The 25,599-nt window shown below is 38.7% G+C and carries 19 protein-coding genes and 2 pseudogenes; 13 read left to right on the top strand and 8 right to left on the bottom strand.

Annotated features, from left to right (window positions below; translation table 11 throughout):
• Positions 1–8: 8 nt before the first annotated feature.
• Both N824_RS11770 and N824_RS11765 read left to right on the top strand, forming a co-directional pair.
• Positions 9–893: a lysophospholipid acyltransferase family protein gene (locus tag N824_RS11770; RefSeq protein WP_048905355.1), complete on the top strand. Its 885-nt coding sequence runs from the start codon at positions 9–11 to the stop codon at positions 891–893.
• A complete protein-coding gene (locus tag N824_RS11765) occupies positions 894–1,910 on the top strand; it encodes a glycosyltransferase family 2 protein (RefSeq protein WP_048905354.1) in 1,017 nt (338 codons plus the stop codon). It abuts the gene before it with no gap.
• A gap of 79 nt (positions 1,911–1,989) precedes the next feature.
• Here N824_RS11765 and N824_RS11760 read toward each other — a convergent pair whose 3' ends face one another.
• Positions 1,990–2,694, bottom strand: a complete 705-nt coding sequence (locus tag N824_RS11760) for a M28 family metallopeptidase (RefSeq protein ID WP_200869868.1) — start codon at positions 2,692–2,694, stop codon at positions 1,990–1,992.
• 270 nt (positions 2,695–2,964) lie between these two features.
• Positions 2,965–3,384 (bottom strand): type II 3-dehydroquinate dehydratase, encoded by a 420-nt coding sequence (gene aroQ / locus N824_RS11755; RefSeq protein WP_172662978.1) that lies wholly within the window; start codon positions 3,382–3,384, stop codon positions 2,965–2,967.
• Between the two features lie 148 nt (positions 3,385–3,532).
• Between aroQ and N824_RS11750 the strand changes: the two genes are divergently transcribed.
• A complete protein-coding gene (locus tag N824_RS11750; protein ID WP_152542198.1) occupies positions 3,533–4,330 on the top strand; it encodes a site-specific tyrosine recombinase in 798 nt (265 codons plus the stop codon).
• Here the strand turns inward: N824_RS11750 and prmC are convergent.
• Positions 4,292–5,173 carry a peptide chain release factor N(5)-glutamine methyltransferase gene (gene prmC, locus N824_RS11745; RefSeq protein WP_048905352.1) on the bottom strand — a complete coding sequence of 294 codons (882 nt, stop codon included), beginning with the start codon at positions 5,171–5,173 and terminating at the stop codon, positions 4,292–4,294. The two genes, N824_RS11750 and prmC, sit on opposite strands and share 39 nt — an antisense overlap.
• A 48-nt stretch (positions 5,174–5,221) precedes the next feature.
• Between prmC and ribD the strand changes: the two genes are divergently transcribed.
• The 5 genes from ribD to N824_RS11720 all read left to right on the top strand — a co-directional run bounded on the left by ribD (position 5,222) and on the right by N824_RS11720 (position 9,034).
• Positions 5,222–6,277 carry a bifunctional diaminohydroxyphosphoribosylaminopyrimidine deaminase/5-amino-6-(5-phosphoribosylamino)uracil reductase RibD gene (ribD, locus tag N824_RS11740; protein WP_048905351.1) on the top strand — a complete coding sequence of 352 codons (1,056 nt, stop codon included), beginning with the start codon at positions 5,222–5,224 and terminating at the stop codon, positions 6,275–6,277.
• A complete protein-coding gene (locus tag N824_RS11735) occupies positions 6,274–7,140 on the top strand; it encodes an EamA family transporter (protein WP_048905350.1) in 867 nt (288 codons plus the stop codon). Before ribD ends, N824_RS11735 begins: the two co-directional genes overlap by 4 nt.
• The gene (locus N824_RS11730; protein ID WP_048905349.1) at positions 7,130–7,744 is read left to right on the top strand and encodes a YigZ family protein; all 615 of its coding nucleotides are present in this window, start codon (positions 7,130–7,132) and stop codon (positions 7,742–7,744) included. Before N824_RS11735 ends, N824_RS11730 begins: the two co-directional genes overlap by 11 nt.
• Positions 7,745–7,756: 12 nt before the next feature.
• A complete protein-coding gene (locus N824_RS11725; RefSeq protein ID WP_048905348.1) occupies positions 7,757–8,635 on the top strand; it encodes a nucleoside phosphorylase in 879 nt (292 codons plus the stop codon).
• A 78-nt stretch (positions 8,636–8,713) separates the two neighbouring features.
• Positions 8,714–9,034: a hypothetical protein gene (locus N824_RS11720; RefSeq protein WP_048905347.1), complete on the top strand. Its 321-nt coding sequence runs from the start codon at positions 8,714–8,716 to the stop codon at positions 9,032–9,034.
• Positions 9,035–9,101: 67 nt separating this feature from the next.
• Here the strand turns inward: N824_RS11720 and N824_RS11715 are convergent, their stop codons facing one another.
• Positions 9,102–11,387 carry a GH92 family glycosyl hydrolase gene (locus tag N824_RS11715; protein ID WP_048905346.1) on the bottom strand — a complete coding sequence of 762 codons (2,286 nt, stop codon included), beginning with the start codon at positions 11,385–11,387 and terminating at the stop codon, positions 9,102–9,104.
• 342 nt (positions 11,388–11,729) lie between these two features.
• On the opposite strand from N824_RS11715, the gene mnmA reads away from it, so the two are divergent.
• The gene (gene mnmA / locus N824_RS11710; RefSeq protein WP_048905345.1) at positions 11,730–12,821 is read left to right on the top strand and encodes a tRNA 2-thiouridine(34) synthase MnmA; all 1,092 of its coding nucleotides are present in this window, start codon (positions 11,730–11,732) and stop codon (positions 12,819–12,821) included.
• A gap of 148 nt (positions 12,822–12,969) precedes the next feature.
• On the opposite strand, the gene N824_RS11705 is transcribed toward mnmA, so the two are convergent.
• The 4 genes from N824_RS11705 to N824_RS11690 form a co-directional block, all read right to left on the bottom strand.
• A complete protein-coding gene (locus tag N824_RS11705) occupies positions 12,970–13,989 on the bottom strand; it encodes an MAC/perforin domain-containing protein (RefSeq protein WP_048905344.1) in 1,020 nt (339 codons plus the stop codon).
• Between the two features lie 165 nt (positions 13,990–14,154).
• On the bottom strand, positions 14,155–15,102 hold the full coding sequence (locus N824_RS11700) for a bifunctional UDP-sugar hydrolase/5'-nucleotidase (protein WP_048905343.1): 948 nt from the start codon (positions 15,100–15,102) through the stop codon (positions 14,155–14,157).
• Entirely contained in the window at positions 15,080–15,844 is a 765-nt protein-coding gene (locus N824_RS11695) for a 5'-nucleotidase C-terminal domain-containing protein (RefSeq protein WP_084498286.1), read from the bottom strand. The genes N824_RS11700 and N824_RS11695 overlap by 23 nt, the downstream gene beginning before the upstream one ends.
• Positions 15,845–16,003: 159 nt before the next feature.
• Complete coding sequence (locus tag N824_RS11690; RefSeq protein WP_048905342.1) at positions 16,004–16,516, bottom strand: glutathione peroxidase; 513 nt, start codon at positions 16,514–16,516, stop codon at positions 16,004–16,006.
• Between the two features lie 244 nt (positions 16,517–16,760).
• On the opposite strand from N824_RS11690, the pseudogene topA reads away from it, so the two are divergent.
• From topA to N824_RS34155, 4 genes and pseudogenes are all read left to right on the top strand, one after another.
• A pseudogene (topA, locus tag N824_RS11685) lies at positions 16,761–19,357 on the top strand (type I DNA topoisomerase).
• A 144-nt stretch (positions 19,358–19,501) separates the two neighbouring features.
• Positions 19,502–19,906, top strand: coding sequence for a hypothetical protein (locus N824_RS11680; protein ID WP_048905341.1), 405 nt, complete (start codon positions 19,502–19,504; stop codon positions 19,904–19,906).
• A 332-nt stretch (positions 19,907–20,238) separates the two neighbouring features.
• Positions 20,239–24,888: pseudogene (locus N824_RS11675) on the top strand (alpha-2-macroglobulin).
• Entirely contained in the window at positions 24,876–25,598 is a 723-nt protein-coding gene (locus N824_RS34155) for a hypothetical protein (protein ID WP_235207089.1), read from the top strand. Before N824_RS11675 ends, N824_RS34155 begins: the two are co-directional and overlap by 13 nt.
• Position 25,599 lies beyond the last annotated feature (1 nt).

Here is a 25,599-nt window from a genome sequence, read left to right as displayed (position 1 = left end):
CCAAATTAATGATAAAAAAAAGCTTTTCTTCTACAGGAATATTTTTTTTGAACTTTTTGTCTCTGCTCCCTACCTCTTTGTTGTATTTCTTTGCGGCACTGCTCTACTATCCGCTATATTATATTTTAGGTTACCGTAAAAAAGTTGTTCGCCAAAACCTGGTCAATTCCTTTCCTGAAAAGAGCATTGAGGAGATTATTAAAATTGAGAAAGCGTATTACAGGCACTTTACACGACTTGTGCTCGAAACAATAAAAATGGCTTCCATTTCTGAGTCAGAACTCAAAAAACGCGTTAAGTTTAACAACCTTGAAATAGTAGAACAACACGTTAAAAATGGTCAAAGCATATTAGCCTGTACAGGGCATTATTGCAATTGGGAATGGGGCATGTTGGCACTTAGTTTAACACTTTGCCCACAGAGCTACGTGATTTTTAAACCCATTAACAATGAACTTTTTGACAGCTGGTTCTATAAAATGAGAACCAGATTTGGCAACAGATTTATTGCTATGAAACAGACACTTAGAGTATTGGCATCTACTAGGAATGAGCTAACTATGTTTTGTTTTGCCAACGATCAAACACCCGTAGGACATGAAATACAATACTGGCTCCCATTCCTCAATCAGCGTACGCCAGTATTACTTGGATTAGAAAAAATAGCCTTACAAACCAATAGGCCAGTAATCTATTTCAAGATGAAACATATAAAAAATGGTTATTATGAGGTAGATTGCGAGACAATTTGCAACGATCCAAGTAAAACTACCGAACATCAAATTACCAACATGAGTTTCAATATCCTTGAAAATATGATCAATGAAAACCCCGCTTACTGGTTATGGAGCCACAGGCGATGGAAACACAATAAACAAGAAAACGCAGGATAAATGGAACCAAGTGTAGCAGTAGTGATCTTGAATTGGAATGGGCAGGCTTTGCTTCAGCAATTTTTACCCGGCGTAATTCAATCTAAATACAGTAATTTACAATTAATAGTGGGCGACAATGCTTCTACTGATCATTCAGTTGAATTTGTTCGTACCAACTATCCTGATATCAGGATCATAAAAAACGATGCCAATTATGGATTTGCCGAAGGATACCGTAAAATACTGGAGCAGGTAGATGCTGAATATTACGTACTTTTAAATTCAGATGTAGAAGTTCCGGAAAACTGGATACAACCCGTGATAGATATGATGCAAACGGACAGCAGTATTGCCGTTGCCCAGCCTAAAATAAAATGGCAAAAAAACAGGAATGAATTTGAATATGCTGGTGCGGCCGGAGGCTACCTTGATCTTCATGGATTTCCATTCTGCAGAGGCAGACTGTTCGAAACAGTTGAGTCAGACCATGGTCAGTACAACGACTCTAGTGAGATATTCTGGGCAAGTGGAGCAGCCCTCTTTATAAAAAGCAAGCAATGGAAAGAAGTTGGCGGTCTTGATCCTGATTTCTTTGCGCACATGGAAGAAATTGACCTTTGCTGGCGCTTAAAAAACCTTGGTTACAAGGTTGTTTACTGTGCTGATGCAGAAGTATATCATGTTGGCGGTGGAACTTTAAGTGCAAACAATCCCTATAAAACGTATTTAAACTTCAGAAACAACCTGATTATACTTCAAAAGAACCTGCCTATTGGTGATGCTTATTCGAGGATATTTATTAGAATGTGTATTGATTTTGTAGCCTGGATCCATTTTCTGCTGCAAGGAAAAACAGATTTTGCTTTTGCCATTAACAAAGCACATTTTCATTTCCTTAAAAGCCTATCAGCCAATTCGAAGAAAAGAACAGCTAAACAGATCAGCTTTCAAAAACACGTTGGCCAGTATCCATCGAGTATTGTATACGCCTATTTTATAAAGAAAATCAGGTTTTTTAGTCAGTTAAAAAGCTAGTAGTAAGGCAGATTGTTTAAACTCTCGTCATTTCGACGATAGCAGAAATGACGGCTTGTGCTATAGCATAAATATAACATCAATCTTTTTTCTCAGGAACAAACGATATTGCCTCTTCCCTGCTTGCCACACTCACAATTGCTTTGTAAATATAATTGCAAACCAGTTTTTCGCCAACAATATTGATATGTGCAATATCATCCTCTGGAGTATGGTACTGAGGGTGTCCCCCAGTATGAAAACCCAATACCGAAATGTTCTTTTTATAAAATGATACATGATCAGAGCCACCCACATCATAAGCAATCACAATCGGAGTAATCCCCACCTGTGGGCCCAGGCTTTTCATTAAATCCATACCACCATCAAAAGAAGCAGCCCCACCCATATACAATTGCTTTTCAGTATTCATTCTGCCCACCATATCCATATTCAGCATCAGCTTAATAGAAGACAAAGGAATCAATGGGTGCTCAACAAAATACTTCGATCCTAGTAAACCCTGTTCCTCGGCACCAAAAGCAATGATAAGCACACTGCGCTTTAAATCTTTTCTGTTAACCGACAATTTCTCCGCAATTTCCAGTAACGCAGCCGTTCCGCTGGCGTTATCATCGGCACCAAGGTGTATACCGACAGTATCAGGCTTTTTAGACGAAGGTCCGCCCATTCCCAAATGATCGTAATGAGCACCAAGCACAATATACTCATGCTTTAAAACCGGATCACTACCTTCAATAAAACCAACAACGTTCTGGGTTTTAACCCTTGGGGTATCAGTCACCCCTTTTTTTACCCTTATCTTAGCTATAAATTCCTGAACATAACTACCATTAACAGGCTTAATTCCAGCCCTTTTAAAGTTTTTAATCAGATAAMKAWCRRMMKWNCKTMKTKTMKKKARWTCCGGGGAAACGGCCTGCCATTTTTGGTGACGCAAGGAATGAGATATGACCCAAAATCTCTTTTTCTGTAACATCAGTTTGTGCAACAGCGCCAAAACCTATAGCCGAACAAACGGCCATCAAAAAACAAGTTTTAATCTGCATACCTACTAGCCCTTTAACAGACTTTCAATTGCCAGTCTGTAGCCATCCATCCCAAATCCCGTTAATACTCCTCTACAGTTCTTTCCTGTAAGCGAAACATGTCTGTATTCCTCTCTTGCATAAATATTAGAGATATGAACCTCAATTACAGGAGTTTTAATAGCTGCAATTGCATCAGCAATAGCTACTGAAGTATGCGTATAAGCACCACCATTAAGTACAATACCATCATAATCAAACCCAACCTCATGCAGTTTATTTACGAGCTCCCCCTCAACATTACTCTGATAATAATCAATCTCAATGATGCTATACATTTCACGCAATTGCGGAATATATTGATCAAAACTTAAATTTCCATAAATACCGGGCTCTCTAACCCCTAAAAGGTTTAAATTTGGGCCGTTAATAATTTGTATCTTCATCAGTTCAAACTTAAAGCTAAAAACTTACATCAGAAAATTTTTGTGTGATTAATAACCCCTATTTAAAATCGTTTAAAGACTATCTAAAACTGGAACGCTCGCTGTCMKGCNANTCWANKKGATNRMYTAWCTKRYYGAYWTCGATAAGTTGTTTCAGTACTTCGAATCAATAAATAAACCCACTAATTTAAAGGATGTTACCAGTAACGACTTAAAGTTATTTATCACATGGATAAATGAACTGGGAATGCTCCCAAGCACACAAGCCAGAGTGATATCGGGTTTAAAGTCCTTCTTTAGTTTCCTGTTATTGGAGCAGATCATCACCATTGACCCCACTGCGTTATTAGAATCACCCAGATTATCCCGCAAGCTGCCCGACACACTCAACATTATCGAAATCAACCAGTTAATTGATACCGTTGATGCATCCAAATCAGATGGAATGCGAAACAAAGCAATCCTTGAAGTACTTTACGGATGCGGATTAAGGGTTACAGAACTTATCAGTTTAAGAATATCCAATATACATTACGAAAGCGAGTACATAAAGGTAATTGGAAAAGGAAATAAACAGCGTATAGTTCCAATTGGAGCCAATGCCTTAAAATTCATTAAAATCTATATAGAAGAATCAAGGATTCATATTAACATAAAGAAAGGATCTGAGGACTATATCTTTCTAAATCGTGGCGGAACCGGCCTATCAAGAATCTCCGTTTTTACCATGATAAAAACTTTAGCTTTAAAAGCGGGAATAAAAAAAAGTATCAGTCCACATACCTTCAGGCACTCATTTGCTACTCATTTAATAGAAGGCGGTGCCGATTTAAGAGCGGTGCAGGAAATGCTGGGTCATTCGAGCATTACCACCACCGAAATCTATACACATCTGGATAGGGATTATCTAAAAGGAATCATTACGGAGTTTCACCCCAGAAGCTAAAACCATCCTGTCTTTCCCCTGCATGTCTTTTCTTAACTCTATGTTTATAAACGATTTATTAGATAACATTTGTACTGTCTCTTTACCTAAATATTCGTTGATCTCGAAACACAAAAGACCATTCTCATTCAAATTAAAAAGTGCAAATTCTGCAATTGCCTCATAAAATATCAGCGGCTCTTCATCAGATACAAACAAGGCTGAATGAGGCTCGTTTTCCAGTACATTTTTGTGCATAGACTTTTGTTCTTCCATTGTAATATAGGGTGGATTACTTACTATCAAATCGTACTTTTCAGTACTTTTGTAATTCAGTATATCCGCATGAATAAAGTTAATCTGAGTATTATTTAGCAACGCATTCTCGCTGGCAATTGCCAAAGCACTTTCAGAAACATCAATAGCACTTACTTTAAAGTTCTTCAGATTCTTTTTCAGTGAAATGGCAATACAACCGCTCCCGGTACCAATATCCAAAATACTACCATTCTCAAGCGTTTTAAACTGATCTGAATCACATCTTTCTATAACCCAATCAACCAGTTCTTCTGTTTCCGGTCGCGGAATCAATACGACGCCACTAACTTTAAAAGTTAAACCATAAAAAACAGTATCCCCAATAACATATTGCAAAGGTTCGCCGGTTTTCAATCTGTTCACTATCTGTAAATAATCATTATACTTAACATCCTCTATTTCAGCATCTCCATTTAACATCAACTGGCTCCTATTGAAACCCGAAACATGCTCCACAGTAATATTGAAAATAGAAATTATTTCCTGTTCATCGTAAATGGCTATTAACTCATTCGTAAAATGATGCAATAATTGCTTTAAATTCATGCTATGCAAAAGTAAGTAAATCGAACAATATACCTTACTTTTGCTGTAATGACAGACCAACTATATATGCAGCGCTGCCTCGAATTGGCAAAAATGGGAATCGGAAGTGTTAGCCCAAACCCACTTGTAGGCTGTGTAATGGTAAGTAATGGTCAGATCATTGGCGAAGGATATCATAAGAAATTCGGGGAAGCCCATGCAGAAGTAAACGCCATAAATGATGTTCTCAAAAACCATGGCGATAAAGCGGCCGAATTGCTGGCAAACGCAACTGTCTTCGTAAGTTTAGAACCCTGTGCTCACTTTGGCAAAACCCCTCCCTGTGCAGATCTGCTCATTAAACACCGAATAAAAAAGGTCGTTATCGGCAATACCGACCCATTTGCAGATGTAAACGGAAAAGGAATAGAAAAGCTGCAAAATGCAGGCATTAAAGTAGAAACAGGCATTCTGGAAAACGAATGCAACTACCTTAACCGTCGCTTTTTTACCAGGATAAAGCAACAGCGACCATTCATCATCCTTAAATGGGCAACAACAGCAAACGGCTACTTTGCCCCAAAAAACACTGTACAGCAATGGATAAGCGGTCCGCTTTCAAAAAAGCTGGTACATAAATGGCGAACCGAAGAAGATGCCATACTTATCGGAAAGCAAACCGCAATTGCCGATAATCCACAATTAAGCGCCAGAGAATGGCCCGGTAAAAACCCGGTAAGGATACTTATTGACCGCGATCTGCAGGTTCCTGACGATAACCACATATATAATAACAGCGCAAAAACCATCGTTATAAATGAAGTAAAAACAGAAGTTCAAAACAATGTTCACTTCATCCAGATGGAAGATATGCAGTACTACCTGCCACAAAAAATAGCTTTCCAGCTGTACCTTATGGATATCCAATCTGTCATTATTGAAGGCGGAGCAAATATCCTTAACCAATTTATTCAGGGCAATTTATGGGACGAGGCAAGGGTGTTCACCTCTGCTACCTCATGGCAAGAAGGCATATCATCTCCTGTAATCAATGGAATAATAACAGAAGAACATTACCTAGAAAAAGACAAATTAACTATCTATCAAAATAACCAAAACAAATGATTTACCTGTTAATAAGCATTTTTTGCAGCGTTACAGTTGGAGTACTACTAAAGTTTGCCAAAAGATATAAAATCAATATTCTTCAGGCTGTGACGTGGAATTACCTCTTTGCTATTGGCTTAAGTATTTTCTTTTTTAAACCCAGCTTCAAAGACCTTGCTTCCACTTCACATTACGATGTTTATTTAGGCCTTGGGGTTTTGCTGCCACTTGTCTTTTGGTTCCTTGCAGGTTCAATCAGAAACATTGGCATCGCCAGAACAGACATTGCACAGCGATTGTCCTTATTTATTCCAATCCTGGCCTCCTATTTCCTATTCAAAGAACACTTTACCATCACTAAAATCTGCGGACTTGCCATAGGCTTTGTAGCCATATTTTTCACCTTACATAAAAAAACAAAGCAAAGAAGCACCATTGGCAGCTGGTTTTACCCGCTAATAGTATTCGTAGGTTTTGGGATAATAGACATCCTTTTTAAGCAGGTAGCCCAAATCAAATCAATACCATACACTACTTCATTAACCATCATCTTCATTTTAGCTTTTACCATTTCAATTATAGCTATTCTATACTTCAGGGCATTCAAAAGTCAAAAGCTTGAACTGGTTAACCTACTTTGTGGATGCGTGTTAGGCTTCTTTAACTTCTTCAATATCCTGTTCTACCTTAAAGCGCATGGTGCAATGGCACAGAACCCATCAATGGTGTTTGCCAGTATGAATATGGGGGTGATTATTCTGGGCAGCCTTATCGGAATATTTGTGTTCAAAGAAAAACTGAACAAGTTGAACTACTGGGGTCTGTTTTTAGCGCTGGCAGCTATTATTACAATAACACTATCTAAGATCTATGCTATTTGATGACACCTATAAAACCATATCCGCTGCTTCCGAAGGGATTTTTAGGGATAAAGGAAGCAAATTTATTGCTTATGCCTATCCCATACGTTCTGATGAAGAAGTAAAAAACTTACTTCAAAACCTTAGGTCAGAACACCCTAAAGCCCGTCATTTTTGCTGGGCACTCCGCTTAAGTCCTGACAGAAGCATATTCCGCATTCAAGACGATGGCGAGCCATCAGGCACAGCCGGCAGACCTATTCTAAATACGCTGCTCTCTGCTGAGATAACAAATATCCTTATTGTTGTAGTCAGGTATTTCGGCGGCACCCTACTTGGTGTACCAGGTTTAATTAACGCCTATAAAACAGCTGCAGCAGAAGCAATTAAAGAAGCTAATGTTATAGAAAAAACAGTAAACGATATTTACGAAATCACCTTCGACTATCTGGTTATGAATGATGTAATGCGCTTAATGAAAGACGAGCAGCTGAACATCCTTGATCAAAACTTTGATAACTCTTGTGTGATAAAATTTGAGGTAAGAAAGGCACATTTAAATACCGTATTAGGTAAATTAGATAAGATTGAAAACTTAAAAACAAAATATCTTTTCACCGCTTAAATCCTTCATCATATGGGAAATAAAATATCAGAAGCAGACCTGATTATTAATCAGGATGGTACCATCTACCACCTGAACCTACTGCCAGAAGATTTGGCTCAGACAATAATTACTGTTGGTGACCCTGACAGGGTTTCCGAAGTTTCAAAACATTTCGACAGCATAGAGCTTAAAAAAGGAAAACGTGAATTTATAACCCATACAGGTTATTTAGATAAAAAACGCATTACCGTAATTTCTACAGGCATTGGAACAGATAACATCGATATTGTTTTTAATGAACTTGATGCCCTTGTAAACATTGATTTTGAAAAGCGGGAAGTTAAAAAAGAATTAACCTCATTAGACATTATTCGCATAGGCACATCAGGTACGATACAGCCCGACATTCCAATGGGGACTATACTTGCCTCTTCTTTCGGACTGGGACTGGATGCCTTAATGCAGTACTACATTCATGAGCTATCTGGCGATGAACATAGTATTTTAGACGCCTTTAAATCACGATTTTCGCATATTAAAGGCATTACTCCCTACCTTACAGCAGCCGACAATACACTGCTGAACACGATAGGAAGTGATATGGAAAAAGGAATCACCGTAACCGCTCCGGGTTTCTATGCGCCACAAGGCAGGCAGGTAAGAGCTAAGAATGCCGTACCTGATTTTATCAATTTATTAAATAATTTTCAGTATAGTAACTATAGAATTACTAACTTAGAAATGGAAACCGCAGGAATTTATGCGTTGGCAAAAGCTTTAGGTCATAAAGCCCTGTCAGTAAATGCAATACTTGCAAGCCGGGTTAATTTCGAATTCAGTGAAAATCCGGCGGCAGTTGTAGACAAGGCGATAAAAATGGTTTTAGAGAAAATAATCAAACAAAAATAATGCGTCCAATGTTCATTCGGTATGATTAATGTACATTCAATAGAAATGTTTGGTCAATAGAATTAAATTAAGAATAATATGTTTGGGAAAATAAAAGAGAGATTCGTGCTATCTGTGGTAAATACTTCGCTTGCTGGTTACGAAGCGAAAGATTTAAATACCGGAAAAAGACTGATCTCTGTAATTGCGGGTGTATATATCTTACAAAAGGGAATCAGAAATATTCGTCAACATCCGTTTACTGGTATAGAAGAAGTAGCGCTGGGAAGTATCCTGCTGTATAATGCAGCAAGTGGTTTAAACAAAAAAATAATCAAAAAGCCAACCGAAATATCGGATATAAGAAGAAATCAAATTCAGGGCAATGATCCAAGATCTGATGTACCTGCGTTTGTTTAGAAACGAATTCACTGATTAAACAGAAAAGGCCGATATCGGCCTTTTCTGTTTAGAATTATTTAAACCCCTATTTCTTAACCGGTTTAGATGTCATATAAAACGTCAACTTACCGCCACCTGTAATATCGGAATGCTTTATCGTAGTTCCAGCAAGTTGTTTTCCATTTAACAAAACCTTCTGAACATATACATTCTTATCACTTTGGTTTAAAGCCTCAACGGTGAATGTTTTTCCATTTTCAAGTGTTAGCACCGCGTTTTTAACTGCCGGGCTTCCTAAAGAATAATCCTCAGATCCCGGAGATACAGGATAAAATCCTAAAGAAGAAAACATGTACCACGCACTCATTTGTCCGCAATCATCATTACCACCAAGCCCATCAGGTGTTGGTTTATACTGCATTTTCAAAATCATACGTATCTTTTCCTGTGTTTTCCAGGGCTGTCCAATCCAATTGTATAAATAAGCCACATGGTGAGCAGGCTCATTACCATGCACATATCCACCAATAATACCTTCTCTTGTAATATCCTCCGTTTCGGCAAAAAACTCATCAGGAAGATGCATAGAAAACAAAGAATCTAACCTTAATCCAACCTTTTTATTGCCACCCATTTGCTCAATTAAAGCTTTAGGATCCTGAGGTACAAAGAAACTGTAGTTCCATGTGTTACCCTCAATAAATCCTTGGCCATGAGTACTTAACGCATCAAATTCCTTTTTGAACGAACCATCAGCCATTTTGGGTCTCATAAAACCTATAGACTTATCAAACACATTTTTCCAGTTGCCAGAACGTTTGGTAAATTCATCATAAACATCCGTTCTGTTTAACTTTTTAGCCAGCTGAGCAATACACCAATCATCATATGCATACTCTAATGTATTTGAAACCGACGTTCCGCTGCGCTCTGCAGGAATGTAACCCAAATCAATGTAATCACCTATGCCCTCGTAGTCGCGGTGATTAGCCGTCGTGATACAAGCATCCAATGCCTTGTTAGCATCACCATTATATACCCCTTTAATAATTGCATCCGTTAAAACAGAAACGCTGTGGTAACCACTCATACACCAGTTGTCATTTGCATAATGAGACCATATCGGAAGCATTTTAAGCGCACTCTGATCATAATGAGCCATCATAGATTTTACGATATCGTTGTTTCTGGCAGGCTGCATAATGTTCAGGAACGGATGCAAAGCGCGATAAGTATCCCACAAAGAGAACGTCGTGTAGTTATTAAAGCCATCAGCTTTATGTACGTTCTGATCCAACCCTTTATATTCTCCGTTTACATCGCTATAGTTTGTTGGATTGATAAATGCATGATACATTGCAGTATAAAAATTTGTCTTATCATCTTCTGAAGCATCAATTTTGATTTTATTAAGCTCCTTATTCCATTCAGCCTGTGCCTGCTGTTTTACCTTATCAAAATCCCAACCCTGAGTCTCTGCCTGCATGTTTTCCAATGCATTAGCCTGACTAACCGGTGATAACGCGAACTTTACCTTGATCTTTTCCTGCTCTTCAGTTTTAAAATCAAAGTACATTCTGATACGCCGTCCAGCTATATCAGGGAAGTTTTTAGTCTGGTCAAACTTTCTCCAGAAACCTTTATAGGTCTGAGGTTTATCGAAATTCTTTTGTCCATAAGAAACAAATGGTTTAGAAAATGACATAGCAAAATACACGGTACGTGTACGTGCCCAACCATTAGTCTGTCTGTAACCCGTAATTAAAGTATCATTTACCACACGCACAAAAGTCCACACCGTTTTGTCGTCATAGTTATAAATGCCCGACATCAGATCCAGTATAATATGCGATTCATCAGACTTTGGAAATGTATACTGATGCATACCTACCCTATTTGTTGCGGTAAGTTCAGCTAAAATATTGTCATCGTCTAGTTTAACCTTATAATATCCAGCCTCAGCAGCCTCATTATCATGAGAAAATGCTGATCTAAAACCCGATTTAGGATCATCAGCAGTACCCGGGTTTAATTGCAACTTTCCTTGCGTCGGCATAATCAGGAAATCTCCAAGATCAGAGTGGCCTGTTCCACTAAAATGTGTGTGGCTAAACCCTACAATCGTCTTATCCTCATACTTGTACCCCGCGCAATACTTATAAACATCGCCATTATACTTGCCGTTTAATTCGTACGACAAAGTATCTGTATCTGGGCTTAGCTGAACAGATCCAAAAGGAACCGTAGCCCCTGGATAAGTATGTCCCATTTTTTGTGTTCCAATAATTGGTTTCACATATTTTACCAGGTTTTGCTGTGCATTTACAAGCACCGGGGCCGATAAACAGCAGTACAGGAGGAGTTTTTTCATATTTAACTTTAGTTCTATTTTTTTATGATTGTCTAAGGTATAAAAAAATCATACAAAAAACAGCTTTTTTAGTCCTGCTATAACGTTTGACCAAAATATTTCTCACCACCTAACCATACCGTTATCCCACTCCTCCCAATTCGACTAAAATTCAGTGTCGGGAAGAGGGCCTAGGAACCATTTGCCCCCTTCAGCGCAATTTGTTCCAGCCCGAAAACAGATCACTTAATTTTACTATGACAACAGACTGACGTCCCGATTAAAAAATTCCCATTAAAATCACTTACTTTTGCACCTTATTTCTAATCACCGGGCTTTGAACCCGAGGCAGTATTAAATAACATGAGTAAAAGAGGAAGAATATTAGTCGCCATGAGTGGTGGTGTCGACAGTTCAGTAGCAGCAGTGATGCTACACGAACAAGGTTATGAAGTTATTGGGCTTACCATGAAAACATGGGACTATGCCACATCAGGCAGCAGCAGTAAGGAAACAGGTTGTTGCAGTTTGGATAGCATAAACGATGCCCGCACACTTGCCGTAAACTATGGCTTCCCACATTACATCCTTGATATACGCGACGAGTTTGGTGATTCTGTAATCGATAATTTTGTTGATGAATACCTTGCCGGCCGTACTCCAAACCCATGTGTATTGTGCAACACCCACATCAAATGGGAAGCACTATTAAAACGTGCCAACAAACTGGATTGCGAATTTATTGCAACAGGGCATTACGCAAACATCAGACAACAAGATAGCGGTCGTTACGTGATCTCTAAAGGAAAAGACGAAAACAAAGACCAATCATATGTACTGTGGGGAGTTTCTCAGGAAAACCTTGCACGGACACAATTCCCTTTGGGCTCTTTTGCCAAATCTGATATCAGACAAATGGCTTTAGATATGGGACAGGAAGAACTAGCTAAGAAAAGTGAAAGCTACGAGATCTGTTTTGTACCTGATAATGATTACCGTGCTTTCTTAAAACATAAAGTTGAAGATTTAGAAGACAGAGTTGCTGGTGGTAACTTCATCACTAAAGACGGAATGGTAGTTGGTCAGCACAAAGGCTACCCTTTTTACACCATTGGCCAACGTAAAGGACTTGGAATTGCCTTCGGCGAGCCAATGTTTGTAACCCAAATTATGCCCGAAAGTAACACCGTGGTACTTGGAAGAGCCGAAGATCTGGAAAGAAACGAAGCTCTGGTACGCAACGTTAACCTGGTAAAATACGGAAATATTTTAGAACCAATGGATAACGTGGTTACTAAAATTAGATATAAAGATGCAGGTATGTTAAGCACTATTGTTCAGGAAAAAGACAAAATGCGCGTAGTATTCGACCACAATGTATCAGCAATTGCACCCGGCCAATCAGCAGTTTTCTATGAAGGAAACGACCTGTTAGGCGGTGGTTTTTTAATGTAAGCTAGATGCTGGGCTAACTTGCACCGTCACCTCGATGATAGGGATATCTCTTGCCTGAGCTTCATTCAAGAGATCTCTCCTATCGTCGAGATGACGAGCTTACTTTTTGAATCCTAGATTCTCAGGGCCTTAGATTTGCCCCATGAATTTAGTTTGTCAATTTAACCGCTTTAGCGGCAAAATATTCTTCGAGATAAGATTTTACCTTAGCTTTTTTTACGCTATCATCAATAAAGCTATCAAGGGGTACCAAACCATTGTCATAAGCAAAAATAAATTGTGCATTATCCTCTGTAGTAGTCGAAAGCCAATTTGTAATATTCACTATCTGCCTATTATTTATGGTTTCAATTTTCAATTTGCTTATATCACCGCCAGTAGCGCTAAAATAGATCTGAGCCGAAGAATTTGCATTTAAGTTCCGTAAGTTAACATCGTCAAAATGATTCGTCGGTAAGCCAAATGTGCGTTTTATTGCATAGCGTAATCCCTCCATAATGATTGATCCTTTATTTTCATCCTTAGCTTCAGCCTGATAAACGACATCAAATTTTGAACCCATTTTCAACCCTTTCAGAACATGTGTTCCATATTTATGAACCAGCTCCTGAGCGTTTAACAAAGTAATATCTCTCTTAAAATCAGATGTTAAAAAATTATTTACGGGTTGCCAATCACTAAACTTGAAACTTTTCAAAACCCAGTAAAAGTGATAGTATCCATAGCCATACTTTTTATCAGTAACAACTGTTCCAGGGAATGCCTTCTCTATAGTATTTCCAAAAAGTCTCAAACCTTTAGTGTGTTGAAACCAATTGGAAAATATTTCTGATAAATCTACAGCATTTTCAGCCTGGATAGGTCTCCATGAACCCTCTCCCGCTCTACTTATGTTAATTCTAGAACCGCTAGCAGTATAAGCTTCAACATCAACTACACTTGCTCTTATAGAAGCCTGGTTGTTGAACTTATCTGTAGCATCATATCCAAATCCTAAAAAATTATAGGTTTCAGATGGTTGATATAAGGGTTGAGTTTCTTCCGTTGCTCCCTTAACTACCAGTTCAATATCTGGGGATAATTTCTCTTCAATTACGATTTCTTCAGATTTTTTCTTGCACGAAGCTAACATGGCAAAGGCTGCCATAAATAGGATTGCTTTTTTCATTTGGTTCAAGTTTGTGTGTGTTCTCACTCTCAATTTTAACGCCATTTTTGCGGAAAAAATTAAAAATAGCGTAAATATCAGTAAAAAAATAGATACACATTAAACTATCAGAGGAATATGATTTCTCTTTAGGAAAAATACCGATTATAGATATACAGATAGATGCTACGCGTCCAATTCATTAGAGATCAAATAAGGCGAAGCCGTTTTCACCTTTTTACCCTTATATCTTTCAAAATAATAATCTACTCTGCCCAGGTTAATACCGGCAAAACCCACCTGATTTATAGTAGTTATTGCTCCACTTAAATTCTGTACATCTTCTGGCTGATCCATAAAAGTATGCGTATGCCCACCAATTATAAGGTCGATACTCCTATTGTTTTTCGCCAATATCTGATCGGATACTTTATCAGTATTATATTTGTAACCCAAGTGAGACAAGCAAATTACTAGATCGCACGTAAAGTCATTCTTTAATACATCAGCTATTTCATTAGCCTTTTCAATTGGGTCCAGGTAAACCGCATCGCCATAATTTTTTTCATCAACGAGACCATGCAATTCCACGCCAAGCCCAAAAACGCCAATCTTTAACCCATCCTTTTTAAATATCTTATACGGAAGGGTCGATTTATTTAGTATTGTATTAGAGAAGTCGTAATTACTACATAAAATAGGAAAGTTGGCATGAGGCAATTGCTTATAGAACCCCTCCATACCATTATCAAAATCATGGTTACCCATTGTTGCCGCATCATAACCCATTGCGGTCATTAGCTTAATTTCAAGCTCACCACCAAACTTATTGAAGTATGGCGTACCTTGGAAAATATCACCAGCATCAAACAGCAACAAGTTTTTCTCTTCGCTTCTTATCTTTTTGATCAGGGCCGATCGTCTTGCTGTACCACCCAATCCTTCATATTTAGATCCATCAATAGGAAAAGGTTCTACCCTGCTATGAACATCGTTAGTATGCAAAATGGTAAGCTTTGCTACCCCTCCAGCCGCCTCTGCTTCAAACGCGTTTAAATTTAACGCAAGTGCTGCTGCTGCAATACCACCAGTTCTGAGAAAGTCTCTGCGGTTAGTTTTTAGTAATTCTTCCATCTAATTTTGGATTAATTGTTTTCCCTGCGGCCTCAGTTTCTTTAACGTAATTCATTAATGCATCGCGTATTTTAAGGCCTATAACCTTTTTATCTGTTGCATTTTTAAATGCAGGAACATTATCGCCACCCCCACCAATATAATCAGACGTAAGTACGCGATAGGTTTTGTTTACATCAAACGGTCCACCGTTTACCAGTACATCTACAGGTTTCTTATCTACTATCTTCATTTGTAAACGCGCAACGGGCTGTCCGTTAGTAGCAGCGATATAATCCAGTACCTGTTGAACATCAGTGCCTTTTAACGTAAAAACAATAAGCTGGTTTTCAAAAGGCATCAGCTCAAATACGTTTGAAACGGTAACGTTGCCCTTAGGAAAATCTACCCGTAAGCCTCCTTTTGTAGATGGCAGTGCGAAATCAATATTCTGATCATATTTAAGTGCCTGCTCCAAAACAGCATCAGAAAAGAAATTGCTAAGCAAACTTTCAGGTAAGGTATCGCTGCTTTTTTTAGACATCTGCGCTGCCGAATGACCAATTACTTTATTCATTTCAGCATCTAGCTGAACTTTATAGGGTAAATAGGTTTTAATAATAGAGCTGTCTACCGCAAGATCCTTATTAACATTGTATTCTGCACGATTGGCCTTTAACAGTTTGTATCCTGATGAGCAGGACGCTGCCAAAAGGACAACTGATAGTGCTAAATAATTCCGGAATGATTTGATATGATCCATATTTATTTTGGTACAAAAATACGGCAAACATTAGAATATGGTGTAAAAATATAGTGATAATAGCGTTAAATAACACAGCCTGTATCCAGGTTTAGATACAGGCTGTGTTATTTACTTTGTTTTACGCGCCCCGTCGTGACGGGAAACTATAACGAATTCCTACAAATTCTTTGTAATCGATTCATCTAAAGGTTTAACTTTAGAACGGAAGCGGTGTACTAATTGACCTTTTTCATTAATCAGGAACTTTTCAAAGTTCCATTGAATATCACCTATAAAATCAGGGTTTTCCTGACTGGTTAAATATTTAAATAAAGGACTGATATCATCTCCTTTAACACTGCTTTTTTCTGACAACAAGAAAGTAACATTATATTTTCCTGTACAAAATTCTTTGATTTCGCTATTTGTAGCCAATTCCTGACCACCAAAATTACCCGCTGGGAAACCTATTAAAACTACATTTTTACCATATTGTTTTTGTAGTTTTTCAAGGTCTTCATACTGAGGCGTAAAACCGCATTTAGAAGCTGTATTCACAATAAGGATTTTCTTACCCTTAAATTTTGAAAGCTTAATTTCCTTACCATCAATGGTTTTAAAAGAAAAATCATAAACGCTTTTAGCTGGAGGCGTAAACAAAAGGCTTAACAGGATGAGTATTGTATTCATGGTTTTAAGTTTTTTTATACCTACGAAGTTAAGCACAAAAAAAATAGATAATTATATTATTTAAGTAAAATCTTTCTGACAGCATATACACCGGACGAGTTAATTTAACGCCCTAAAAGTGGCATTACTACCATTGCTCATAATCAGGTAAAACAGGTCATTTTTAAATAAATTTGTTAGAAAAATTAGATCGGATTTTGAAATTAGGCTTATTTATAGCTTTATTTGCAGAAAAACGTTCTGAATGGCGAAGAATTTACTAATAGTTGAGTCACCTGCGAAAGCGAAAACCATTGAAGGGTATTTGGGCAAAGATTTCCTTGTTAAATCTAGTTACGGTCACATTCGTGACTTAATTAAGGGGGATATGGGGATTGATATCTCTAATAATTTTGCCCAGACCTATGAAGTTCCATCAGATAAAAAGCAGGTTGTTGCCGAATTAAGAAAACTAGCTAAGGAAGCCGAAATGGTATGGTTAGCATCCGATGAGGACCGGGAGGGAGAAGCAATTTCTTGGCACCTTTTCGAAACTTTAGGACTTAAAGAAGCCAAAACAAAACGTATTGTTTTTCACGAAATCACTAAGCCTGCTATATTAAAGGCTATTGAAACACCACGTACAATTGATTATAATCTGGTTCATGCGCAACAAGCTCGTCGTGTGCTCGACAGATTAGTGGGTTTTGAGCTTTCTCCCGTTTTGTGGAAAAAAATTAAACCATCACTTTCTGCTGGTCGTGTACAATCGGTAGCGGTTCGTTTAATTGTAGACAGAGAACGAGAAGTAAATAAATTTAATGCTTCAGCAGCATTTAAAATAACAGCACAGTTCTCTACCGGAAAAGGCAAGGAAATTGTAAAAGCAGAACTCCCTCAGCGCTTTGAAAAAGAGGCAGATGCAGAACAATTTTTAAATGACTGTATCAGCGCTGGTTTCTCGGTTGATAGCTTAGAAACAAAACCTGCAAAACGTAATCCTGCAGCTCCTTTTACCACCTCTACCCTACAGCAAGAGGCATCCCGCAAACTGGGTTACTCAGTTTCAAGAACAATGCAGATTGCTCAAAGGCTATATGAAAGTGGGCGAATCACCTATATGCGTACCGATTCAGTGAACTTATCTGAAACCGCATTACAGGCTGCTGCAAGCGAAATAAAATCTGCTTATGGTGATAAATATCACCACTTAAGGGTATATAAAACTAAATCTGCAGGTGCACAAGAGGCTCACGAGGCGATCCGCCCTACTTATTTTAATCATCATACCGTACCGGGCGACAGCTCTGAACAACGTTTATATGAGTTGATCTGGAAACGCGCCATAGCTTCGCAAATGAGTGAGGCTTTGTTTGAAAAAACAACTGCTCAAATTGGCATCAGTACTCGTAAAGAGAATTTAATTGCTGAGGGGGAGGTTTTGAAATTTGATGGTTTCTTAAAGGTTTACCTTGAATCTAGTGATGATGATGATGTKNAAGWWKNNCRGAWRGTAACAGCATGTTGCCGCCATTGGTAAGAGGTCAGGAATTGACTTTAAAAGAGATGAATGCAACTGAGCGTTTCTCCAGACCACCAGCAAGATATACTGAGGCTAGTTTGGTTAAAAAACTGGAAGAGCTTGGTATAGGCAGACCATCTACTTACGCGCCAACAATTTCGACCATCCAAAACCGCGGTTATGTGGTTAAGGAAGATCGCGACGGCCGTCAACGTTCATTCAGTTCTATTGTTTTAAACAATGGTTCTGTTAGAAAGCAAATTAAAACGGAAATAACAGGTGCCGAAAAAGGCAAGTTATTCCCTACAGATATAGGTGAAGTTGTGAATGACTTCCTAGTTGAACACTTCAAAGGAATCGTAGATTTTAACTTTACTGCCAACGTAGAAAAGGAATTTGATGAGATTGCGCAGGGTTTACAGGAATGGACAAAAATGCTTCACTCCTTCTATACCCCTTTCCATATTGAGGTTGAAACTACTTTAGAAACAGCTGACAGAGCGAATGGCGAACGTTTATTGGGTATTGATCCGGTAAGTGGTAAAAATGTATATGCTAAGGTCGGTAAATTTGGCCCGTTGGTTCAAATTGGTCAGAATGACGACGAAGAAAAACCTCGTTATGCGAGCTTATCTAAATCGCAATCTGTTGCAACAGTTACTTTAGAAAGTGCTTTAGAGCAGTTTAAATTACCTTTTCAACTCGAAGATTATGAAGGTAAAGAGGTTTCTGTTGGTGTAGGTCGTTTTGGTCCGTATGTTAAATGGGGCGATGCTTACATTTCTGTTCCTAAAAATGAAGATCCTTTATCTATCGACAGGGATCGCGCTATAGAGATTATTGGCGAAAAAATTACTGCCGATGCTCCTGTTGCTCATTACCAGAATTTACCTGTTACCAAAGGGAAAGGCAGATTTGGTCCGTTTATTAAATGGAACGATTTGTTTATCAATGTTCCTAAAGCTTATAATTTTGATAATCTAAAACAATCAGACATTGAAGAACTGATTGGTAAAAAATTAGAAAAAGAAGCTAACAGGTTTATACAGCAATGGGCTGAAGAAAAGATTGCAATAGAAAATGGCAGATGGGGTCCGTTTATCCGGTTCGGCAAAGAGATGCTTAAACTACGTAAAAACCCGGCTACCAATGATAAGTATACTCAAGAGGAATTAGAAGTAGTTTCTTTAGATGAGGTTAAAAAATTGATTGTTGAACAAGTGCCTAATGCTTTTGAACCTAAAACCAAGAAAGCTGCAGCAAAGAAAACTGGTACGACTGCAAAGAAGATAGCAACTAAAAAAGCTCCGGCAAAAAAGAAAGCAGTAGCGAAGAAGTAGGTATATAGAAGACTTACCTTCATCTAGAACGTCGTGAGAGGTCTCTTGTTTAGATATAGTTCAAAAGATCTCTCACGAGGTTCGAGATGACGACTGTAATAAAAACGACTTGCATAAAAAGGATTGCCCAATAGTATATTTAACATGAAAAAAGACCTTCCTGAAAATATAGTTGAAGATGTTGCAATGGCCGTAGTGCTAATAAACGAAAGTCCGGAAGTAAAAAACTGGACAGTTTACCTGATCAACCTTAAAGATATCCCTCTTGACAACGTACTAATCAGCTCTAAGGGTTACGGAGAAAAGGACGGTAAACTGGTAAAAACATCTGTATTAAGACACTTCCTGGGCGACATTAAACCTAAATCTTTTGCAGGCGTAGAAGCTATTGATACAGAAGTATTTGGCTTAACAAACGAGTACTGGCTAAGCTATTACATTAACGGAGTTATCTACGATAAAAAGTTCATTTTCCTTCCTGAAAGTATTGTAGATGAAAACTTAATCCGTGTACCCCTGGTTAATATGCCGGGTGTAATGATTAAATAGCTACCCGCAAGCATTCCCACAGGATTTTTCTTCTGTTGATAACAATTATTTTCGTTTCCGATGATTTTTGTTGATTTTCGTACACATCTTAWWAWGMARTAWCKSYRNTWATNNAAKMRKYTYKYTMTTCCTTTTTCCAAAGGAATAAAAAACCTCTTATTATTGGCGTTACTGCTTTTCTCCTAGCTGGAATTGCATCGTTTTTCTTTTTTAAAAAAGAAAAACCTAAGGACTACAACCAAAAGTATTCTAAATATATAGAAGCTTACACCTCTGGAACCATCTCTAAAAAGAGTTTTATCAGGGTACATTTAGCAAGTGAAGTAAAAACAATGAGCGATGTAGGCGTTGCCGACACCCGAGATTTGTTCAGCTTCTCCCCTTCTGTAAAAGGAAAAGCTTACTGGATCGACGAACAAACCGTTGAATTCAGACCTGATGAGCCTTTAAAATCAGGAGAAACCTATGAGGCCAATTTCGATTTAAGCAAGGTTACCGAAACAGAAAAGGACCTTGAAGAATTTGAGTTCGGATTTAGAGTAATTAAACCCGGCATGAATTTAACTCAGGATGGTTTGGTATCGCAAAATAATACTTCTCTTGATTATATGAAGCTTAAGGGTGAGATTACTACCTCCGATCAGGAAGACCCAAAGGCAATTGAAAAAGCATTAACCCTTAACTTTCCACAAACTTTAAAAGTTAAATGGCAGCATAATCCAGAAAAAAATACCTCCGCTTTTACGATAGATAGTATTAAAAAAGCTGGTCAGGATACAAAATTAACTTTAAAATGGTCTGGCGAAGCCATTAATGCAGACAGCAAGGGCGAGCAAAACGTTGCAGTTCCTGCCAAAGGCATATTTAAAGTACTAGACATGAAAGCAGTACAAGATCTCGAAGATTATGCCTTAGTACAGCTTTCTGAACCAGTGGGCGTGGCTCAGGATCTGGCCGGTTTAATTTCTTTAAGCGGTTTATCTGATTTAAGATTTACCATCGATGGTAGTCAGGTAAAGGTCTACTCGGCCCTGGCTTTAGAGGGCAATTATTCTTTTACGGTAAATTCCGGCATCGAAAATATCAACGGAAAGAAACTTGGAGCGGGAAAAACCGCCAATATCGTTTTTGAAAACAAACTGCCTTCGGTTGTTATTGCCGGCAGTGGTACCATACTTCCAAATTCAGGTAAACTGGTATTGCCTTTCGAAGCAACCAATTTAAAGGCTGTTGATGTTACGGTTATCAAAATCTATGAAAATAATATCCCGCAGTTTTTCCAAACCAACAGCTATAAAGATGGAGGTGAAATTCGGCGCGTTGGTAAACCTGTGGTACAAAAAACAATTCGTTTAGATGAAGATAAAGCGCTTAATCTGCATAAAAAGAACCGTTTTACCCTGGATCTGGATAAGCTGATTAAAACTGAACCTGGTGCCATGTACCGCATTACAATCGGTTTCAGAAATGAATACAATGTATTTAAATGTGCTGAAGTAACCAACGATGAAGAAACTTCTGATGAAGACGGCTATCGTGGTTATGGCGAAAAGATTGATGAGGACGATGAGTTCTGGGAGCGTTACAACAGTTACTATCCAAATAATTACAGATGGGAAGATCGTGATAACCCTTGTACCCCATCCTATTATACCAATGATAAATGGGCCAGCAGAAACGTAATGGCATCTAACATTGGTATTATTGCCAAGCGTGGTAACGACAACAGTATGCTTGTTGTAACCACAGATCTGCTTACAGCTAAACCAATGAGCGGTGTTACCTTAGAACTACTGGATTACCAGCGTCAGATCATCCACACGGTTAAAACAGATGGCGATGGTATGGCTACCTTTGATCTTAAAAGAAAACCATTCTTACTGATCGCAAAAAATGGCGATGAACGTGGCTATCTGAAAATGGATGATGGCAGTTCACTTCCATTAAGTCGCTTTGATGTTGGCGGCGATGTGGTACAGAATGGATTGAAAGGTTACATTTATGGAGAACGCGGTGTTTGGAGACCTGGCGATTCTATATTTATATCCTTTATTCTTGAAGATAAATTAAAGAAACTGCCAGGCGGATATCCGGTTACTTTCGAACTATATAATCCTCAGGGACAATTAATTAAAAGGATCATCAATGGTAAACCATTAAATGGATTCTATGCTTTTAAAACGGCTACAGAAAATACTGCCCCTACCGGAAACTGGCTTGCTAAGGTAAAAGCAGGTGGTGCAGTTTTCAGCAAAACCATTAAGGTTGAAACCGTTATGCCTAACAGGCTAAAGATAAATTTCAATATCGGTAATGCTACTTATCTAGGTGTTGGCGGTGCATCATCAGCTACGCTTTCGGCAAACTGGCTATTTGGTTCTGTAGGTAAAAACCTTAAGGCCAAGGTTGATGTGAACCTGAATACTATGAAAACTACCTTTAAAGGTTTTGATGAGTATACTTTTGACAATCCTACTGTAGTGTTCCAGTCGCAGGTAAAAACCATATTCGAAGGTACACTAAATGAGAATGGAGCTGCCGTTGTAAATACCAGCTTAAATGAAAACAATACTGCTCCGGGTATGCTTAAGGCAAACTTTACCACAAAAGTATTTGAAGCAGGTGGTAATTTCAGTATTGATAACTTTAGCATCCCTTACCATGTTTACAACAACTATTATGGTATTAAAACCCCTGATGGTGAGAAGCTAAGCGGAATGCTGGTAACTGGCAAAGATCATAAAGTGAATATTGTTAATGTAGACAGGAATGGTAAACTGGTACAAGGTGGCAAAACTGTTGAGGTTGAATTGTACAAAGTACAATGGCGCTGGTGGTGGGATCAGGACGATCAGAACTCCTATGCTAACTTTACTCAAAACTCTTATAATAAACTCGTTAAAAAAGAAAGCATCACTTTATCAAACGGTAAAGGAAGCTGGAATTTAAGAATAGATGAGCCGGAATGGGGTCGCTATCTGATTTTGGTACGCGATGTAAATGGCGGTCACGTAACCGGTAAATCTGTATATGTTGACTGGCCAGGCTGGGCACAGCGTGAGCAGGCCAACAACCCTACCGAGGCTTCTATGCTCTCGTTTACCGCCAATAAAACCAAGTTTAATGTTGGCGAAAACGTGGTATTAACCATTCCATCGGGTAAAGGCGGCAGAGCTTTAATCTCCATAGAAAACGGTAGCAGGGTATTAAAAACCTTCTGGACAGAAACTAAAGCAGGCCAAACACAATTTACCTTTAAGGCCGAAAAGAACATGGCACCTAACGTATTCGCTGTGGTTACTTTACTTCAGCCACATGCCCAAACGGTAAATGATTTGCCAATAAGGATGTACGGAGCTATTCCATTGCTTATTGAAGATCCTGAAACGATCTTGAAACCGGTAATTAAAATGGCCGACAAGATTAAGCCTGAAACTGAGAACAGCATTACCGTTGCCGAGCAACATGGTAAGTCCATGACTTATACAATAGCCATTGTAGATGAAGGTTTGCTTGACCTGACCAGATTTAAAACTCCTGATCCGCATAGCGCATTTTATGCACGCGAAGGTTTGGGTGTTAAAACATGGGATCTGTTCGATTATGTTCTTGGTGCATGGGGCGGCAATCTGGAACGTATTTTAAGTATTGGTGGTGATGGTAGTATCAACAAGAATCTAAATCCGGCAAAGGCCAACAGGTTTGTACCTGTGGTTAAATACCTTGGTCCTTTTGCATTGGGTAAAGGCGAAAGCAAAACCCATAATTTTACGCTTCCGCAATATATTGGCGCAGTAAGAGCAATGGTGGTTGCCGGACAAGATGGTGCTTACGGCTTTGCAGAGAAATCTGTGCAGGTAAAAAAACCTTTAATGCTGCTGGCTACTTTGCCACGTGTTATTGGTCCGGGCGAAAGCTTTACTTTACCCGCAACCGTATTTGCTACAGAAAACAATCTTAAAAACGTAACCGTACAGTTACAGGCACAGAATTTACAGGTAGTTGGCAATAAAACACAACAGCTTGGATTTAAACAACCAGGCGAACAGATGGCTTATTTCGAAATCAAGGCTCCTGAAGTTACAGGTATTGCCAAGGTTAAGATCATTGCACAAAGCGGTGCTGAGAAAGCTGTTTATGATGTAGAAATGGATATCCGTAACCCTAATCCGTTTGTTACCAATGTGGTATCGGCGGTAGTTGAACCGGGTGCCAACTGGTCGTTAAACTATAAGCCTATTGGTATGGCTGGTACAAATTCAGGGTCTATTGAGCTTTCATCTATACCTCCTATCAATCTTAAAAAGCGCTTAAGTTATCTGATGCAATATCCGCATGGTTGTGTAGAGCAAACTACTTCCGGTGTGTTCCCTCAGTTATTCCTTAATCAATTAACCGCTTTAAATGAGCAGCAAAAGGCTAATACAGAGCGAAACATAAAAGCGGGTATTAACAGGTTAAAAGGCTTCCAGACTACCGATGGCGGTTTGAGTTACTGGCCGGGCGAAGGTATGTCGGACGAATGGGGAACCAATTATGCAGGTCATTTCCTTGTGGAATCGCAAAATGCTGGATATACCCTCCCAGTAGGAATGATTGATGAACTAGTTCGTTATTTAAAAACAAAAGCCAATAACTGGGCACCAAATAGCAGTAATTTCTATGGCGGTGATCTTTCTCAATCGTACAGGTTATATGTGCTTGCGTTGGCTAAACGACCAGAAATAGCAGCAATGAACAGATTAAGGGCATTTGAGTACCTTTCTGTATCTGCAAAATGGCGTTTAGCTGCTGCATACAAACTTGCCGGACAAGCGGATGCAGCTAATAAACTAATAAAAGATTTACCTACTGAAATAAAACCTTACAATCAGCTAGGCGGCACTTATGGTTCTGATTTAAGAGATGAGGCCAWGMTAMKRNNGRAASASYRWCSNTRTWGGGCCGTAAAGGCACAGCAGCGCAGTTATTGCAGTCGGTAGCAGCCAGACTAGGTAAAGATGATTGGTACAGCACACAAACGACTGCTTACAGTTTATTGGGTATCGCTAAGTTCTGTGGTGTAAATTCATCATCAAATAACCTTAAATACAGCTATACTATTGATGGTAAAAAAGGCAATGTAAATTCAAACCAGTACATCGTTAGCACGCCACTGGCGTTTAAAGGCAATGTGGCTGTTACCAATACCAGCGACAGGGTGTTGTTTGCCCGTTTAATTTTACAGGGACAACCTTCGGCCGGACAAAATAATTTCCAACCGAATAACCCTGATCTATTGGACATGAGTATCAGCTATAAATTGCTTAATGGCAAGGTGCTGGATCCTACTACTTTGAAACAAGGCACAGACTTTTATGCCGAAGTTGTTGTTAAAAATCCGGGTAAGAGTGGATATTATGAGCAAATGGCACTGACACAGATCTTCCCATCGGGATGGGAAATCATTAATACCCGCGTAAATGACAATGAAAGCATCATTGCTTCATCGCCATATACTTACAGGGATATTAGAGATGATCGTGTGTTTACATATTTTAATCTGCGTGAGAATGAAGCGGTTATTTATAAAGTGCTTTTAAATGCATCTTATATTGGCAGGTATTATTTATCGGCTGTACAATGTGAGGCAATGTATAACAACAATATAAGTGCAACAGAAGCAGGAAAATGGGTGCAGGTTATTAAATAAG

Origin of the sequence: Pedobacter sp. V48 (assembly GCF_000523515.1) — a bacterium.
In the GTDB taxonomy this organism is placed as follows: domain Bacteria; phylum Bacteroidota; class Bacteroidia; order Sphingobacteriales; family Sphingobacteriaceae; genus Pedobacter.
The sequence above is the reverse complement of the archived record's forward strand: the minus strand, read 5'-3'. Positions and strand labels throughout refer to the sequence as shown.

Excerpts from the sequence above, each read along its gene's own strand:
- N824_RS11770 (WP_048905355.1), top strand. The coding sequence starts at position 9 with ATGATAAAAAAAAGCTTTTCTTCTACAGGAATATTTTTTTTGAACTTT.
- N824_RS11765 (WP_048905354.1), top strand. The coding sequence starts at position 894 with ATGGAACCAAGTGTAGCAGTAGTGATCTTGAATTGGAATGGGCAGGCT.
- aroQ (WP_172662978.1), bottom strand. The coding sequence starts at position 3,384 with ATGAAGATACAAATTATTAACGGCCCAAATTTAAACCTTTTAGGGGTT.
- prmC (WP_048905352.1), bottom strand. The coding sequence starts at position 5,173 with ATGAATTTAAAGCAATTATTGCATCATTTTACGAATGAGTTAATAGCC.
- ribD (WP_048905351.1), top strand. The coding sequence starts at position 5,222 with ATGACAGACCAACTATATATGCAGCGCTGCCTCGAATTGGCAAAAATG.
- N824_RS11735 (WP_048905350.1), top strand. The coding sequence starts at position 6,274 with ATGATTTACCTGTTAATAAGCATTTTTTGCAGCGTTACAGTTGGAGTA.
- N824_RS11730 (WP_048905349.1), top strand. The coding sequence starts at position 7,130 with ATGCTATTTGATGACACCTATAAAACCATATCCGCTGCTTCCGAAGGG.
- N824_RS11725 (WP_048905348.1), top strand. The coding sequence starts at position 7,757 with ATGGGAAATAAAATATCAGAAGCAGACCTGATTATTAATCAGGATGGT.
- N824_RS11720 (WP_048905347.1), top strand. The coding sequence starts at position 8,714 with ATGTTTGGGAAAATAAAAGAGAGATTCGTGCTATCTGTGGTAAATACT.
- N824_RS11715 (WP_048905346.1), bottom strand. The coding sequence starts at position 11,387 with ATGAAAAAACTCCTCCTGTACTGCTGTTTATCGGCCCCGGTGCTTGTA.
- mnmA (WP_048905345.1), top strand. The coding sequence starts at position 11,730 with ATGAGTAAAAGAGGAAGAATATTAGTCGCCATGAGTGGTGGTGTCGAC.
- N824_RS11705 (WP_048905344.1), bottom strand. The coding sequence starts at position 13,989 with ATGAAAAAAGCAATCCTATTTATGGCAGCCTTTGCCATGTTAGCTTCG.
- N824_RS11700 (WP_048905343.1), bottom strand. The coding sequence starts at position 15,102 with ATGGAAGAATTACTAAAAACTAACCGCAGAGACTTTCTCAGAACTGGT.
- N824_RS11695 (WP_084498286.1), bottom strand. The coding sequence starts at position 15,844 with ATGGATCATATCAAATCATTCCGGAATTATTTAGCACTATCAGTTGTC.
- N824_RS11690 (WP_048905342.1), bottom strand. The coding sequence starts at position 16,516 with ATGAATACAATACTCATCCTGTTAAGCCTTTTGTTTACGCCTCCAGCT.
- N824_RS11680 (WP_048905341.1), top strand. The coding sequence starts at position 19,502 with ATGAAAAAAGACCTTCCTGAAAATATAGTTGAAGATGTTGCAATGGCC.